This window comes from Planctomycetaceae bacterium, from assembly GCA_021371795.1.
Lineage (GTDB): Bacteria > Planctomycetota > Phycisphaerae > Sedimentisphaerales > UBA12454 > UBA12454.
In genome coordinates, this window is sequence record JAJFVK010000020.1 from 54,329 (window position 1) to 69,941 (window position 15,613).

A 15,613-nucleotide genomic window follows, 5' to 3' on the forward strand; every position below is an offset into this window, starting at 1 on the left:
GATTTTGCTTATGGGTATTGTTGTAGGGGCGAACCTATGTGTTCGCCCTTATTGTGCAGACACACAGGTCTGCCCCTACGAAAATATCAATCTATGAATATACGTTTTATGTGCCGGTCGAAGATGTTTTCGGTTACGGTTTGGGCAATCGTATCCTCAAATTTTTCCAAGGCGTTGATGTATCGTGCACCTATATTGGCGGCGATTTTATAGCCGACGTGGATTAACTGCCGGAAGTTAAGATTGTAGTCCTTGCAATCCAAATCGTGGCGAAGGGTGTTTGCGTATTTTTCGCTGTCCCATTTTGCGACTTCACTCGCTGTCGGAAGTTGTGCTTTATTGATGTCGATAACTGTCGCGTACGGCCCGCAAAGTTCGTCGAAATGTTCGAGAGCCTGTTTGTAAACATCTTTTGCGATGACAAGACCCTCTCCGCCGGCAATCGCAAGACCGATGATTTCTTCAAGCCATGTTGTGCCTGCTGTTTTCAAATGCAGTCCCGCGCCGGTTTTTTTCAACACTCTTTTAATCGGCGCGTAAATAGAAAATTTATCGCTGCCGGAATGAACGCTTAATTTCAGATTAGCGGGCAGACCGAATTCCTTAATCGCGAAATTAATTACCGCGATGTCCTCGTTGAATTCTTTCTCAAATTGTTTTACATCGCCGACATAATCGACACCTTTATTAAATCTGCCTGTGAATTTTGGTGCGATTGTTTGAGCCGGTATTTTTTCAGCGGCAATTGCAGACAGAATGAAAAACATCTCGACCGGACTTTGCGGCTGATTCGATTCATCCATCGAAACTTCTGTAACGAAATTATCCGCACCTTTCTTGTTGGCGACGTGTCTGAAAATCTCGCCTGCCTTTTTTACGGCAAGCAGAAATTTTGAGCCGATGTTTTCAAGGTCGCTTTGTGTGATGTTGAATTTTCCGTCGATGCCGGGAATCGACAATGTACCGAGGAATTTCTTGTTTTGGGCTATAAATGCGTTTAAGGTCTTTTCTTCGCATTTCTGGCCGATGTAATCCGCGACATCGAGGGTGAAGAAATTGCTCGGCTCGATAAACGAATCGACTGTGCTCAAATTGATATGGTCTGCGTCAACATAATATGAATCTTTCCAGCCGAAGAATTTCACGGCGGCATCAGCTTCGGCACGCAGGTCGGCAGGCTTTGTGCCGATGATGGAATGTTCGCGGTTCGACTTGTTCCAGACGGGCACTAAATTACAGCCTCGCTGTTTTGCTTTTATTATAGCTGCCAGTTGTGCTTTGCCCTGATGCGCGAATCTGTCGCCTGTGCCGATGGAATATTTTTCAATCTTCATATTAAATTCCTGAAAAAAATTATGCAGAAGTATTTTTCTGTTCGGATAACTCCGTTGTATGTTCCGTATGTTCCAGATGTTTGGCAATGGCTTTGGCGGCACTTTTGACATCTCGTGATGCCAAAGCCGCAAGCATTTTTTTGTGATAACTAATCGCGTAATCAACTTCCGCCTCATAAATACTTGAAAAAACCTGTGTGTATTTATGATAATCCGCGATTGAGGCGAAAGCGGTAATCAGGGGCATATTTCCAGTCGCGTGTATGATTGTCTGATGAAATTCCATATCGAACTTGAAGAAATCCAGAAGATTATCCTTCGACTGTTCCATTTTTTCGATAAGTTTTTCGAGATACTCAAGCTGGTCGTCATTTATTTTTTCGCAGGCAAGAGTAATTGCCGCTGTTTCAATTGCTTTGCGGGCGTAAATGATGTCAGCAATAGAAACGCTCTCAAAATCCCTCGGCAGCAAATGTGTCGGCAGTTTTTTTTGCGAAACTTTCTGAACATACGCGCCGGAGCCGGCCTTGATTTTGACAACGCCGAGTTTTTCGAGGTCGTAGAAAGCCTGGCGGACAGTGCCTCGGCTTAAGTTATACTGTTTGCAAAGCTGGCGTTCTGCCGGCAGACGTGCACCATCGCCAAAAGAGCCTGAAGCAATCGCGGCAATCAGTTCCCGCACAAGTTTAGTATGTAATAATTCCTTATTCATTGATACATGTCAACTAATTGGTATAATTGGTATAATTTATATACCAATTTTAGAGTTTCGTCAAGACAAAAAGTTTGACGATGGCGGCCAACCCATTATAATTTCTGAAATTGCTGAAGTTTTAAAATATTGATTTTGCAAGACAAAGGATACTGTTATGAAATTCAGGGCATTATTAGTTTTTGTTGTAGCGGCGATGACATCTTATTGCGGCGCAAGAAATTTTATGGTTCAGTCTTTTGACGGCCAGCTAATCAGCTATAACGTGTTCGGAAGCGGAGACGTTACGCTTGTATTTGTTCACGGCTGGGCGGGCGACAGCAGGTATTGGAAATATCAGATTCCGGCTTTTGTCAGCAAATACAGAGTTGTCGCAATCGACAGCGCAGGGCAAGGCCATTCCGAACAGACGCGAGATGTGTACACGCTTGAAGCCTTCGGCAAAGATGTTAAGGCTGTTGTTGATGATATTAACGCGACGAAAGTTATTTTAATCGGACACTCTATGGGTGATGGCGTTATCGCCGAGGCGGAGAAATTAATGCCTGAAAAGGTCATCGGTCTTATCGGCGTGGACAATATAAATAACCTTGAACAGAGTATGCCCAAAGAAGAATTTGAAAAACTTATCAGCGGAATGGAAAAAGATTTTAAAGCGGAGGTCAGGAAATTTATCGAGCCGATGCTCGGCAAAAGTATGAAGCCGGAGTTGCGAAAATGGATTGTCGATGATATTTGCTGTCAGAACCCCCGCGTCGGCATAATCGCGGTAAAAGAATATGTTGCTCGCTACGACAATCTCGGAATGGCAAATACATACAAACAGGTCAAAGCTCCGGTTCGCTGCATAAACTCCGATTTGTACCCGACTAATCCGGAAGTAAATCGCAAATATATAACTTCGTTCGAGGTTGCGATAATGCCCGGCTGCGGCCATTTTCCGATGCTCGAACGGCCGGAAGAATTCAATAAACACCTGCACAAATATGTGAAGGAATTAATAAGTTTAAGCAAAGCGAAAAAATAATGGGTAAATCGCCGGAACGCAAAGGGCAATATTGGGTTTACATCCTCAAGTGCAATGACGGTACATTTTACACCGGCTACACGAACAATCTTGCAAACCGTGTCGCATTGCACAACAGCGGCAGGGGCGCAAAATATGTAAGAAATAAATTGCCTGCCGTGCTGGTTTATGCTAAAGAATACCGCTATTATAAAAGTGCTTTGAATGGCGAAATAGCTGTTAAAAGATTAACCAGAAAACGAAAAGAAAAACTGATAAGAATATATGAAAATAATAAACAAGGTGAATGTGTTTGAAAGCCGTCCCCGCAGGTTTGCTGCGGCAAACCTAAACGCGGGGACACCCAAAACTTCCGGAGGAAGATTATGAGAATCTTCCTCCGGAGTTTTGGGTGCCAGATGAATAAATTAGACTCGAGTCTTGTCGTTAATTCATTTGTACAGGATGGATTCGAGTTGACTGAAGATATAGGCGAAACTGACGTTGTGCTTATAAACACCTGCTCGGTGCGTAATCACGCGGAGGAGCGGGTACTTTCGATGCTCGGCCATCTCAAGCACGTCAAAAAAACTAATCCAAATCTTATCGTCGCAGTGTTCGGCTGTATGGCACAAAGATGCAAAGAAGATTTACTCAATCATCCGGTAGTGAATATTGTTTGCGGGCCGTTGCAGATACCGGAATTGCCGAAACTGGTTCATAACGCTTTAGAAAATACAAAAAAGCAAAAGGCGGTAAGCGAAAATATCAGGCATAAACCAACTGTGGAAAATTTAGCAAGCCTTGATGATTTCGAGCAGGATTTCGATTCGGTTGAAGAGCATTTGCCTGCGCAGGCGTTTGTTCGTGTAATGCACGGTTGCGATAACTTCTGTTCTTATTGCGTTGTGCCGTATGTCCGCGGGCCGGAGGTTTCGCGTCCGCCGGAGAAAATTATTACGCAAATTAAAAAGCTCGTCGATACCGGCGTAAAACAGGTAACGCTTCTTGGTCAAACGGTCAATTCATATCAGTATGAAAATCTGTCCTTTGCGGATTTGCTTTATGAAGTGAGTAAAATCGAAGGATTGGAATGGATAAAGTTTGTTACCTGCTATCCGCGGGATTTCGATGAAAGAATTTTCAGAGCGATGATTGATTTGCCGAAGATTTGCAGGTATCTGCACATCCCTGCGCAAAGCGGCTCGGACAGAATTCTTAAAGCGATGAATCGCGGTTACACCGCCGAGCAGTATCTTGACATTGTTTATAAGGCAAAAGAGATTGTGCCGGATATTGCCGTCGCGGGCGATTTTATTGTCGGCTTCCCCGGCGAAACAGATGAGGATTTTCAAAAAACGGTTGAGCTTGTCCAAAAGGCAAAATACAAGAATGTCTTTGTTTTCAAATATTCCCCCCGACCCGGCACGAGAGCTGATGAAAAATTGGCCGATGATGTTCCAAATGAAGTAAAGAAGCAGAGGAACATAGATTTGTTAGCGGTTCAGGAAAAAATCAGCGCAGAAATAAATCAGGCGTTTATCGGCAGGACGTTGAAAGTGATGGTTGATGGTGTCAGCAAAAAAGGCCATCTCGACATCGCTCATGAAAAAGAACATACGCAACTTATCGGCCGCTCGGCAGGCGATTACATCGTCGTGTTCGACGCCCCGGCGAATTTGGCAGGGCAGTTTGTCGATGTGGAAATTACACGGGCAAGCGCACTGACGTTGTTTGGTAAATTAGACGCAGATTAACACGGTTCTTTAGACACGGATTAACGCGGATTTACACTGTTATATAAAAAAATAATTTATTTGAACTAATCCGGTCGAAGTGCGTCTTTACATAGTGATATGAGAAATCTTAAGGGCCTTTATGGATTTGGACAAGCATCTGGAAACAATAGTGCATCGCTGTCAGGATGGCGAAAGAACGGCGTTTGAAGAGCTATTTGAGCTGTATCAGCCGAGGCTGAAATATTATGTTAGGCGGCTGGATTGTGACGGACACAATATTGACGATATTCTGCAGGATATCTGGCTGACGGTTATAAAGGAAATCCAGAAGCTGAAAGAGGCAAAGGTTTTCGCTGTCTGGCTGTATCGTATCGCAAGAAATAAGGTTTATGATGGGTTCAGACGCAAAGAAAATTTTGCCGTGCTGCCGGATGAAGATGAAATTTACATATCAGGCAATGACGAGCCGACTTTTGATGAGGCAGACGGCGAGAAGTTACACAAAGCCCTTAACGAACTCAAACCTTATCATCGAGAAGTGTTGACACTGTGTTTTATTGAGCAAATGTCTTACCAGTCGATTGCGGAAGTTATCGGTTGTGGAATTGGAACTGTCAGGTCGCGAATATTTTACGCAAAGCAATCTCTTCGCAAAGAAATGGAGAGTAAAAATGGATAAGAATAAAAAATTATTTGAAAAACTGTTGAAAGCGGATGGTATTAATCCCGCGAAAACTTTGGAATCTGAACGTATTGCTTTTGGTAAAATTCTCGACCGACAGTTGGAAACTAAAGAATCAAATCGGGGCAAACTGTTTGCATGGCGAATGCTGACACAAAGTAAAATATTTCGATTATCTGCGGCAGCCGTAATAATCTTTGCGATATTCATTGGCATAAGTCGTTTTGGCGGTTACCTTGATACGACAAGTGTGGCGTTGGCAGATGTGGCTATAAAACTTAATCAAATAAAAAGCAGTATTTTTAAAAAGATGACAACAATATCCTCTAAGAACGTAATTAACACATTTGAAACCTTGTCATATTACACAAAAGGTGCTGTGAGAGAGGACATCTATGATAATGATAAACTAAGTAATCAGGTGTATGTAAATTTTTCTAAAGGAACATTTGTTGGGATAAATTACAAGGAAAAATTTTATAGAAAAACAGAATTGATAGAGGATGATATTAAAAATCAATCTGTGACATTAGGGCCGCATGAAATAGCAAATTTCATTTTGTCGAAAGGAGAATATAAAAAATTAGGCAAAAAAAGCATAAATGGAATTGCTGTCGAAGGTTTCGAATTTTACGATTTAAGAACAATTCTTAGTATTGATAAAGATTATGTAAAAGATATGACCATGCGTTTTTGGGTTGATTTAAATTCTAAATTTATAGTTCGTATTGAAGTAGATTGCCTTTTGATTAATAACAACAAAGTGAATATCGTTATGTATGATCCCCAATATGATGTTGAACTCGCCCCCAATTTTTTTGAACCGCAAATACCTCGTGATTTCATAGATTACGAAAAACGTGGTTTTGTTGGGCTCAATCTTGAAAATTGGCCGACGTTGAAAGTTGTGTCAGGTATGCCTGCAGAGAAAGCGGGAATTAAAGATGGCGATGTGCTGAAAAAGATAAATGGCCAGGATGTCAGCTATATTAAAACCTCGGAAGATGCAAGGCAAGCATTATCAGGGAAGGCTGGCGACAAGATTGCTCTTACCGTTAAACGACAGGATTCCGAATATACTTTTGATATTATCAGAGTGACTTTACCGGATAAACACTAAGTTAAGACTTTGTCATTTTATCAACACCGTCAAGGCAGAGGGCCGACCATGTTTCCAATGTGTCTTTTACTTTATTTAGTTCCGCAGGCGACATAAATTCCAACTGCGTAATCATCTGCTCTTTGCGTTCAACCTTCGGTGCTTCCAATTGCCAGAAATGGACAACGCCGAGGTGAACCTGGCCGACTTCATTTGTGTCGTCATTCAATAGAGCAACAATTTTATTTGTGTACTTGGTATCTACCGAAACTTCTTCGGTAATTTCACGCTGAACGGCTTCCAAATATGTTTGGCGTGCATCGTTGCTGAAAAGCGTCCAATCGACCGGATTGATATGGCCGCCGATTCCCATTGAACGTTTTGAGACAAGGCGGGTTTCGCCTGCACGTTTGCCGCGGACATAGCTCAAATATTTGCCATCGCAGCCCATTATAACATAAGGTATTAATTGCTTAAAAGACGGGTCTTTTTCCGCCAGCGGCCTTGCCATAAATGTGCAAACGCCGGGCGCGAATATTTCTTTAAGATAACGTTCGACATCAAACATCAGGCCGTGAAACGTTCCGAGCTTATCGAGTATTTCTCTTTTGATTACTAATACCTGTTCATCCTGTGCCATGTTGAGTCCTTTTAAAATGAGTAATTACCCTGCGTTTACCCCAGCGCGGGGTTTCCGCTTTGCTCCAACGCTTAGGGCTCTGAATTTGTTTTCTTTTCTAAATTTTCTTCTGCTTCCGGTTTCCTGATGTATAAAGGCACAAGGCTGACCGGGTCAGCGAATTTTTCCTGTTCGGCTATTTGAGTGCCGAGTTTGAAAACGTTCGAAGCCTTTGGCGACCAAAGATTATTATCTAATATCTTAATATTTTCAGTTTCAAAATTTTTCGAATAGTAAAGCAGTCCTTCGCCGAGCAGATAAATCGGTTCATTGTCGAACTTCGCTTTGAATTCTTCGGCGGTCATCATACAGTCCGGCTGGATTTTTTCCCACAGATTATTTTTTCTCTCAAAGACGGCGATAAAGAACTGCCCGCGTTTTGCGTCGATTACAGTTGCGATTTTTTTTACCGATTCATCGTTTACATTCTGCGCGATAACTTCGCTTGTATTGACCGCGACGACTTTGCTTTCGTTTGCCAAAGCCATCATCTTGGCGACTGTAACGGAAATTCTCACGCCGGTGAAACTTCCCGGACCTATCGAAATATAAATATGATTAATTTGATTGGCAGTCCCGGAAATTTGTTTCAATAATGTATCTATTGTGTCGAATAATTCAGCGTTATGGCGAAGCGGGGCGGAGAAAGTTTTTTCGTCCGATAATTTTCCATCTAAGCCAATAGCGACCGAGCCGAGCCTGCCGGTGGTTTCCAGTGCAAGGCATAAATTATGATATGTAATTGCTGAATTTTTCATAAGTTCAGTGATTTTATACAATTATCAAGGCTTTTAAAGAAAAATACGCCAAATTTTTTAAAAGAATTTACTCTATAACATCCTAAAATAAGCCGAAGTAATACCGAATAATAATAGAACCTTGAAAAAAAGAAATATTAAAAACACAAAGTATTATGAAAAACCATTGCTTAAATATAAGAATTAACTTGAAGAACGCAGATTTTGGTGTTAAAATGGCGAATCTCAATAAGTACCGTAAGGTCGGTAAAGTGTATGAATCCGAACGGTTAAATAGAATTGGGATGTTGCCTGAGCATCTGAAAACCTTAACTATATTATAGGAGACTACCAGTGTTAATTGGTGTATCTAAAATGAGATGGACTTTGGGCGTATTAACAGCAGCGATACTTGTTTGCACAGTAGCGACATCAGTTGTTTTGGCGGAAAATGAATCAGCCAAACAGCAGGCAATGCAAATGCAGGGCAAGCAGTTTCTTGACATTGCATCAGAACAGTATAATCGCGGCTTGACTGAAGACGCCAAAGCAACAGTTCGCAGAGTCGAAGCGTATAAAGACTATCTTGACGAATCTGACAAGAGCAAACTTGCAGAGCTTGTAAAATCTCTGGGCTTAGAGGCTGGCAGTGTACAGGCAAGTCAGCCTGTGGTAGAGAATATCGCCGCCGAGCTTCTGACAGACGCAAGAACTCTGGCATCACAAGGCAAAATCGAAGAAGCAAAAGCCAGATATATGCAGGCAAAACAGAGCGGCAAACTTACCGCAGACGAAATTGCGGCAGTTGACGCAGAACTTGCAGCTCTCGGCCAGACATCCCCGTCGCAGCCGGTGCCCGCAACACAATCGGAAGTTAATGAGCAATACATAAAATTCGTACCGGTTGACGCAAATACGGTAAATGTAAATCCAGCACCTGAAGTAAATACAGTTCCAGTTGTAACCCCCGTAGAACCGAATATCGAGCAGCCGGCGGTTATGATTCCAGTTGAACCGGAAAATCAACCCGCAGCGGCACCGACAGAAGAACAGGTAAAAGAAAACTACATCGAAACTGTAAAGCAGAAGCAGCGTGTTCAGCAGAGCTATACAAAAGCGGTTGTTAATGAAGCAGTCGCCAAAGCAAAAGAATACACAGATAAAGAAGAATTCGCCGGCGCCAAAGACGAAATTTTACGCGCAGCATCAGTAGTTGAAAAGAACAAAATGCTGCTGGGCGATGAGGATTATAAGCAATACACAGCCACATTACAGCAGATGACGACAGATATTAATGCACGTCAGGCTGAAATAGAAAAACAGAAGGCTGAAAAATCCAAAGCTGAAGCACAGGCATCGCAGGAACAGTTGCGAGGTCAACAGGCTGCCGATAAACAAAAGAGAATCGAAGACCTTCTTGACAGAGCCAACGAGTATCAGGGACAGCAGAAATATGAAGAAGCTCTTGCCCAGGTCGATACGCTTATGGCTATTGACCCGACAAACAGGGAAGGCGCTATTCGCAAACAAATGCTTCACGATATCATAAATCTTCGCACGCAGTTGGAAATCAAAAAGGAAATCGGTCAGGCAGAAGAAGCTTCTTTCACAGATGTACAAAGATCAATGATTCCTCATGCTGAGTTGATTACATATCCTCGCAACTGGCAGGATATATCGGCAAAGAGAGAACGCGATATGATTACTGGTGTTGCACCGGTAGATGCGGAAGTTTACAAGCAGCTTGAAACACAGGCTGATTTGTCGGCACTTACTCCCGAAACGCCGTTCAACGAAGCGATAGATATTCTAAAAAATTCAGTAACTCCTCCGTTAAAGATAGTCGTTTACTGGAAAGACTTATCGGATAACGCGTACATCGAACCGGATGCACCAATCGGAATGCACGGTTTTCCGGGAATGCCTGTTGGCGAAGCGCTAAGTGCGCTGTTGAAATCTATTTCAGGCGGAGTGGCAAATATTGATTATGCGGTTAAAGAAGGCATTATTACCGTAGCTACAAAAGAATCACTGCCGGCAAGCAAGCTTGTTACGCAGGTTTACACTATAAGTGAGATTGTCGGTGCGGTAGCAGACTTTGAACCTACACAGATGCAATCAGGCGGCGGCGGCGGTAACGGCGAAATACAAAGCAACAGCAACACTTCCGGTACCACTGATGCTGAACAGCAGAAGGAAGAAAATACAGATGATATCGTTACTATTATCCAGGAAACGATAGCTCCGGAATCATGGCTGATTAATGGTGGCGAAGGTACAATAACAAGAACCGCCAACGATTACAGACTTATTGTCAGCCAAACGCCGCAGATTCATTTACAGATACAAAAACTTCTGGATGATTTACGCATGTCAAAGGGCGAGCAGGTATCGATTGAAGCAAGATTTTTGTTTGTAACGGAAAACTTCCTTGAAGATATTGGCATTGATACGAATTTCCTGATTAATACCGGCGGTGCTTTTACAGATGATATAGGTATTCTTCAGGATTCAGCATCTTATACATTGCCTGGCGCAACAGGCGTTCCGGGCAGCATGGGCAGCTCCGTAACAGGCTCCACTATAGGCGCGCCTACAATGGGCGGCGTAGGCAAGATTGGTTTGAGTTTGTTCAACGACGATTTGCAGCTCTCTTTCCTTATCAGAGCTACACAGGCTCATCGTGACGCAAAAGTTCTGACCGCTCCGAGAGTTACAGTTTTGAGTGGTGAACGTGCAAATATTAACATTCTGAAATCAGCGGCATACATTGAAGATTATGAATTTGAAGATATAACAGCTTCCGGCGACAGCCAGCCGACAAGAGTTATAGCAAATCCGACATCGGCTTATGCAGTCGGCGGCGTTACACTTAACGTAACACCTGTAATCAGCGATGACAAAAAATATGTCAACCTGCTGATTATGACAGAGTACAGACAGTTTAACCTCGATACACTGTTCCCCGTTTACGCGGATACTACCGGCGATAAATACTATCAGACGCTTCCAACTTATGAAACTTCTGATATCAAGACGCATGTGAACGTTCCTGACGGCGGTACATTGCTTATCGGCGGACAGAAACTTGGTGCCGAAATCAACAAGGAAGCGGGCACACCGGGCCTTTCGAAAATGCCGCTTATCGGCAGATTGTTCAGCAATCGCAGCAAGGTAAAAGACCAGGAAGTATTGCTGATACTTGTTAAACCGTCGATTATTATCAAAGAAGAAGCAGAGCAGGAATTTTTCGCTCCGCTGCGTGAAAGATAATAATCCGAATCGAAAATCAAAAGGCCGACTTGATGTCGGCCTTTTTTTATGCTTATTACAAATTGTAAAGTACGGCGATATTATTTTTCAAACTTTTGTTTTACTGCCTGATAGCCGTAGTGCATCATAAGATTATCCAGCATAATCATTGCCGTATATGCTTGGGCGACCGGCCAAACGCGAGCGACGATGGTAGCGTCGCGTCTTGTTATCGCTGCGAGGTTTTTGTTCTCAAGCGTGTATTTATCGATTGTGTGCTGCTGCTTATCGATGGTAGGCGTTCCTTTGACTGCAAGCCGAACTACAATATCCTGACCCGTTGAAAGGCCGCCTGTGATACCGCCGGCATTATTGGTATCGAAGATAACTTTACCGTTTTTCGACTGCATCTGGTCATTGTCCTGCGAGCCGGTCATATCCTTCACAGCGAAACCTGCGCCAATTTCTACGCCTTTTACCGCGCCGATGCCGAGCATTTCGCCCAGTTGTCCGTCGAGTTTGCTGAATACTGGTTCACCCAGTCCGACAGGAACGCCCGTAACCACGACTTCGACAACTCCGCCAGCCGAATCGCCGGTAGCGGATATTCTGTTGCAGGCCTGCACCATTTCTTCGGCAGCTTCAATATCCGGACAATTTAAAATATGGTGAACACCATATTTTTCAATGATTTTTTTCGCGTCCATCTTCGGGGTTTTGTCGCGGATTGGGTCGATTTCCTTTTCGATTTGCGCGAAGACCGCCATTTTCTCCAGGAATCTCATCTCGGCGTTTATTCTGCCTTTAACATAGATTTCCTGATAAAACGGGTCGAGGTCGCATCTCATTTTTTTGTAGTTATCGCAGGATTTCAAAGTCTTTGCGCTGTCAACACTGCCGCAGCGAACGCCGGCCAGTTCTCTGACAAAGCCGAATACTTCAATTCCGCATTTTTTCAAAACTTTTTTCGCAACGCATCCTGCCGCGACGATTGTCGAGGTGTATCTGCCGCTGAAAATGCCCGCGCCGATGGAATCGTCAGCCGGTCCGTATTTTACGAATGACGCATAAGAAGCGTGGCCGGGGCGTGGAGTGCGGTTTGTGTCCTGATATTGCTTTATATGTATAAAATGTCTGTCGAGATTCGGAATAAGAATGGTCAAAGGCGTACCGTTGGTCAGGCCCTTATTGCCTGCGTTCTCGACTGTGTCGGCTGCGTTAATGCCGGTATAGATTACAGGCAAATCAGGTTCTTTGCGTGGTGAGCTTAATTCATCTGCTCCAGGCTTTCGCAAAAGCAAATCGCCGTAGATTTCCTGCTCGCTGATTGCCATAGCAGGAGGGCAGCCCTGAATACAAGCAGTCAGGCCGTCCTGATAAGACCCGCCTGCCGCCGTTACCTGATACATTTTTCCAAAATGACAGCCTAACATAGTATCTCCCATATAATTTATTTATTTGGAAACAGTATATATTATTTGTGAAAAATTTCAAACCTTTCCCAGAAATCAGGGAAAGATTTAGCGACGCAGTTCTCATTTTCGATAATCTGACTGCCTGTAACAAGGCCGGCAACCGCGAAACTCATCGCAATCCTGTGGTCGTTGTGGGGGTCTATTTGAGCGCCTTTGGCTTGATTTGTTCCCTCAATTATAAGCGAATCCTCATCGCATTTTGCCGAAACGCCCATTTTCTCCAGTTCCATGGCCATCACGCCGAGCCGGTCGCATTCTTTGTGCCTCAAATGGCCTATGTTTGTCAGTCTGCTTGTACCATCGGCAAACGCACAGGCAATTGCCATCGGCGGCACTAAATCCGGAATATCGCTCATGTCCTGTGTGATTGCGTTAAGCTGACCGCCTTCGATTATCACTTTGTTGTCTTTTTGAAAAATTTTGCAGCCCATTTTTTCGAGCAGATTTACAAATTCGATGTCTCCCTGTTTGGTATTTTTTCGCAGACCGCCTACAGTAACTTTGCTTTTGCAAACAGCGGCGGCAAGAAAGAAAAACGATGCGCTGCTGTAATCGCCCTCGATAACCATATCCGCGGCTTTGTATTTCTGACCGGCAGGAATAATTATTTGTTTGTAATTTTTATTTTCTGTTTGTACGCCGAACTCCGCCATCATTTGCGTACTGATATCGAAGTATGGTTTTTCAGTCATTTCATCGACGCAGTTTAATATGGTGTCTTTTTGCGCATACGCTGACGAAATAACAAGCGAGCTGAAATATTGCGAAGTTTTCGCGCCTTTGATGGATGCCTGTCCGCCGGGAATTCCTCCGCCATAAACTTTTATCGGTGGAAAGCCTTCCTTTTCAAGATAATCGATTTTGCATCCGAGTTGTTTTAAACCGTTTATAACTTCGCTTATTGGTCTTTCCATAAGTCGTGTTGTACCGGCAATAGTTACAGGTGTGTTTGAGAAATTCGCCGCCGCGCTTAAGAAATTCATTCCAACGCCCGATTCGCCGACGTATAAGTCTGTTTCGACAGGACTGTATTTTCCGCCGCAGCCTTCAATTTTAATTCTGCCCGGCGATTGAGTGATTTTAATACCGAGTTTTTTCAGGCAGTTGATTACGTTAATCTGGTCTTCGCCCATCAGAGGATTGGTGATAACAGTTGTTCCATGCGCCAGCGAACCGATAATCAAAGCCCGCAGCGTATGTGCTTTTGATGGCGGTGCCATTACTTCAGCATTCAGATTTTTTATTTTGCTTACTTTTTTCATACATGTCGGTGGATGTTATTTATTGGCCTGTTCTTTGAGTTCGAGCATTTTTTTCATCACGTCTGACAAAACTATTTTGCTGTCGACAACGCCGAATGAATCGTGCATCTTTTTATAGAGTTTATACATCTCGGCGTAAACTTTTTGTTTTTTAGCGTTTGGCTTATAAGTTTTCGCCTTCACGCCTCCCCAGTCTTCGCTGAACATTGCTTTGTGACCTGCTGCGCATCTGTTGCATTTTAGATTTTCAGGTTTGGTATCGCCGACTAAAACGCCGGGGATGTAGTCTGCACATTCGACCCAACTGTATGCCGCGTCGAAAACTTTTTTGTCAACGTTCAGACAGTGCAGAACTTTGCTGAAGAACCATTCTGATGAGTATGTCCCGCCGCACTTGGCCAAATATTCAGGATGGAGTTTTTTCGCAAGGGCGGTAATCTGTGCCGCTTCTTTGTATGATGTATGGTCTTTCCAGAGCCAGGCCATTGCATTCGGATTATTTTTGAATTTCGGGTTGAACGACAGGGGAGTGCCGTCTTTGTCGACCGGAATAGGTGTTGAGCCGGTTGTGTCAACGCCGAAGCCGATGATTTTGTCGGCTGAAAAATTCCTGTCGTTTTTCTTTGCTGTGGCTATTGCGCCCTTGACACTTACTTCTATACCCTTGATATAATCAGCCGGATTCTGACTCGCGATGTTTGCGTCGAAGCTGTCGATGATGATTCCATTTTTGCCGGACGGATAGCCGAATACGAACGCTGCGATTTCATCGCCGTTCTTTACATCAACGATAAGACATCTTACTGAATTTGTTCCGTAATCTAAACCTATCGTATAAGCCATTTTTTACTCCTTAAAGTCGCCGTACATTAAAAGGCATAAAGGCAAAAAAGGCAAATGAAAATATAGTTTTGACAGGTATTAAATCTGACTTGTCATTTCCGCGAAGGCGGGAATCCAGCGTGAAACAGAATCCGCCGCAGGCGGTTTCCTACTTTCTACATTTAGCCTAACTCTGCGATTAAGCGTTGATGTTGTTGACTATTTCAAGCAGCAGGCCAAAGAGATGGGCATCCCGTATCAAAACCTGGTCAATCTTTACCTTAGCCAGTGTGCGCATTCGCATAAAAAACCAACCCTGAAATGGGCGTAAGTTTATTTTATAAACCCAAATTCTCTAAGCCAATATTCCGTTTCGGCACTGCTTACACCAAAAAGTTTCTCCTTTGGTTCCGTAGGCTTTTTCGTTTTCTTATCCATCTGCTTGAGCATATCCGTCCAGAAATCAACGCAATCGACGGCATTTGCTTTTCGTTTTTGAGCGGCTTTTTTTATCCGCCTGTCGCTGCTGATAACTGAAAGATGCTTTGGTGCGGTGTTTTGAAGTATTAATTTCTCAATTACATCGTCCGCCTCGCGGTTCATTCCTGAAAATACAACTTCAAGATTGAACAGGTTCGCAAAACCGGATTTGTCTCTCGGCCCAATGCCATCGAAAATTATACTGCCTTTGCCTTTTGTCCTGTAAATAAATTCGTCGAGAATTTTACATAACTGAACGTCGGTGATTTCCGCGGATTGTTCCAGAATATTTTGCACCGTGTGCAGCAGATTATAACCGTCAATTAACAGCACG

The 15,613-nt window shown here is 43.5% G+C and carries 15 protein-coding genes; 7 read left to right on the plus strand and 8 right to left on the minus strand.

Annotated elements, in window-relative coordinates; all coding sequences use genetic code 11:
* Nucleotides 1-86: 86 nt before the first annotated feature.
* Nucleotides 87-1,445, minus strand: a complete 1,359-nt coding sequence (locus LLF92_10655; GenBank protein MCE5341564.1) for a tagaturonate epimerase family protein — start codon at nt 1,443-1,445, stop codon at nt 87-89.
* A complete protein-coding gene (locus LLF92_10660; protein ID MCE5341565.1) occupies nt 1,354-2,046 on the minus strand; it encodes a FadR family transcriptional regulator in 693 nt (230 codons plus the stop codon). The genes LLF92_10655 and LLF92_10660 overlap by 92 nt, the downstream gene beginning before the upstream one ends.
* A gap of 157 nt (nt 2,047-2,203) precedes the next feature.
* On the opposite strand from LLF92_10660, the gene LLF92_10665 reads away from it, so the two are divergent.
* The 5 genes from LLF92_10665 to LLF92_10685 all read left to right on the plus strand — a co-directional run bounded on the left by LLF92_10665 (nt 2,204) and on the right by LLF92_10685 (nt 6,593).
* Nucleotides 2,204-3,073 (plus strand): alpha/beta hydrolase, encoded by an 870-nt coding sequence (locus LLF92_10665; GenBank protein ID MCE5341566.1) that lies wholly within the window; start codon nt 2,204-2,206, stop codon nt 3,071-3,073.
* On the plus strand, nt 3,073-3,369 hold the full coding sequence (locus LLF92_10670; GenBank protein ID MCE5341567.1) for a GIY-YIG nuclease family protein: 297 nt from the start codon (nt 3,073-3,075) through the stop codon (nt 3,367-3,369). Before LLF92_10665 ends, LLF92_10670 begins: the two co-directional genes overlap by 1 nt.
* A gap of 69 nt (nt 3,370-3,438) precedes the next feature.
* Nucleotides 3,439-4,809 (plus strand): tRNA (N6-isopentenyl adenosine(37)-C2)-methylthiotransferase MiaB, encoded by a 1,371-nt coding sequence (gene miaB, locus LLF92_10675; GenBank protein MCE5341568.1) that lies wholly within the window; start codon nt 3,439-3,441, stop codon nt 4,807-4,809.
* 121 nt (nt 4,810-4,930) lie between these two features.
* Nucleotides 4,931-5,470: a sigma-70 family RNA polymerase sigma factor gene (locus LLF92_10680; GenBank protein MCE5341569.1), complete on the plus strand. Its 540-nt coding sequence runs from the start codon at nt 4,931-4,933 to the stop codon at nt 5,468-5,470.
* Nucleotides 5,463-6,593 (plus strand): PDZ domain-containing protein, encoded by a 1,131-nt coding sequence (locus LLF92_10685; protein ID MCE5341570.1) that lies wholly within the window; start codon nt 5,463-5,465, stop codon nt 6,591-6,593. Before LLF92_10680 ends, LLF92_10685 begins: the two co-directional genes overlap by 8 nt.
* A gap of 1 nt (nt 6,594) precedes the next feature.
* Here the strand turns inward: LLF92_10685 and LLF92_10690 are convergent, their stop codons facing one another.
* Nucleotides 6,595-7,212, minus strand: coding sequence for a phosphoesterase (locus tag LLF92_10690; protein MCE5341571.1), 618 nt, complete (start codon nt 7,210-7,212; stop codon nt 6,595-6,597).
* A gap of 71 nt (nt 7,213-7,283) precedes the next feature.
* Nucleotides 7,284-8,009, minus strand: coding sequence for a tRNA (adenosine(37)-N6)-threonylcarbamoyltransferase complex dimerization subunit type 1 TsaB (gene tsaB, locus LLF92_10695; GenBank protein MCE5341572.1), 726 nt, complete (start codon nt 8,007-8,009; stop codon nt 7,284-7,286).
* A 354-nt stretch (nt 8,010-8,363) separates the two neighbouring features.
* On the opposite strand from tsaB, the gene LLF92_10700 reads away from it, so the two are divergent.
* Nucleotides 8,364-11,261 carry a hypothetical protein gene (locus LLF92_10700; protein ID MCE5341573.1) on the plus strand — a complete coding sequence of 966 codons (2,898 nt, stop codon included), beginning with the start codon at nt 8,364-8,366 and terminating at the stop codon, nt 11,259-11,261.
* 80 nt (nt 11,262-11,341) lie between these two features.
* On the opposite strand, the gene LLF92_10705 is transcribed toward LLF92_10700, so the two are convergent.
* The 3 genes from LLF92_10705 to LLF92_10715 are packed head-to-tail and all read right to left on the minus strand — an operon-like array spanning nt 11,342 to nt 14,820.
* A complete protein-coding gene (locus LLF92_10705; GenBank protein MCE5341574.1) occupies nt 11,342-12,673 on the minus strand; it encodes a chorismate synthase in 1,332 nt (443 codons plus the stop codon).
* A 41-nt stretch (nt 12,674-12,714) separates the two neighbouring features.
* Nucleotides 12,715-13,977, minus strand: coding sequence for a 3-phosphoshikimate 1-carboxyvinyltransferase (gene aroA, locus LLF92_10710; GenBank protein MCE5341575.1), 1,263 nt, complete (start codon nt 13,975-13,977; stop codon nt 12,715-12,717).
* Nucleotides 13,978-13,992: 15 nt separating this feature from the next.
* Nucleotides 13,993-14,820: a hypothetical protein gene (locus LLF92_10715; GenBank protein MCE5341576.1), complete on the minus strand. Its 828-nt coding sequence runs from the start codon at nt 14,818-14,820 to the stop codon at nt 13,993-13,995.
* 172 nt (nt 14,821-14,992) lie between these two features.
* Here LLF92_10715 and LLF92_10720 point away from each other — a divergent pair, with 172 nt between their 5' ends.
* Nucleotides 14,993-15,130: a BrnA antitoxin family protein gene (locus LLF92_10720; protein ID MCE5341577.1), complete on the plus strand. Its 138-nt coding sequence runs from the start codon at nt 14,993-14,995 to the stop codon at nt 15,128-15,130.
* 2 nt (nt 15,131-15,132) lie between these two features.
* Here the strand turns inward: LLF92_10720 and LLF92_10725 are convergent, their stop codons facing one another.
* Nucleotides 15,133-15,612 carry an NYN domain-containing protein gene (locus tag LLF92_10725; GenBank protein ID MCE5341578.1) on the minus strand — a complete coding sequence of 160 codons (480 nt, stop codon included), beginning with the start codon at nt 15,610-15,612 and terminating at the stop codon, nt 15,133-15,135.
* Between the last annotated feature and the right edge of the window lies 1 nt (nt 15,613).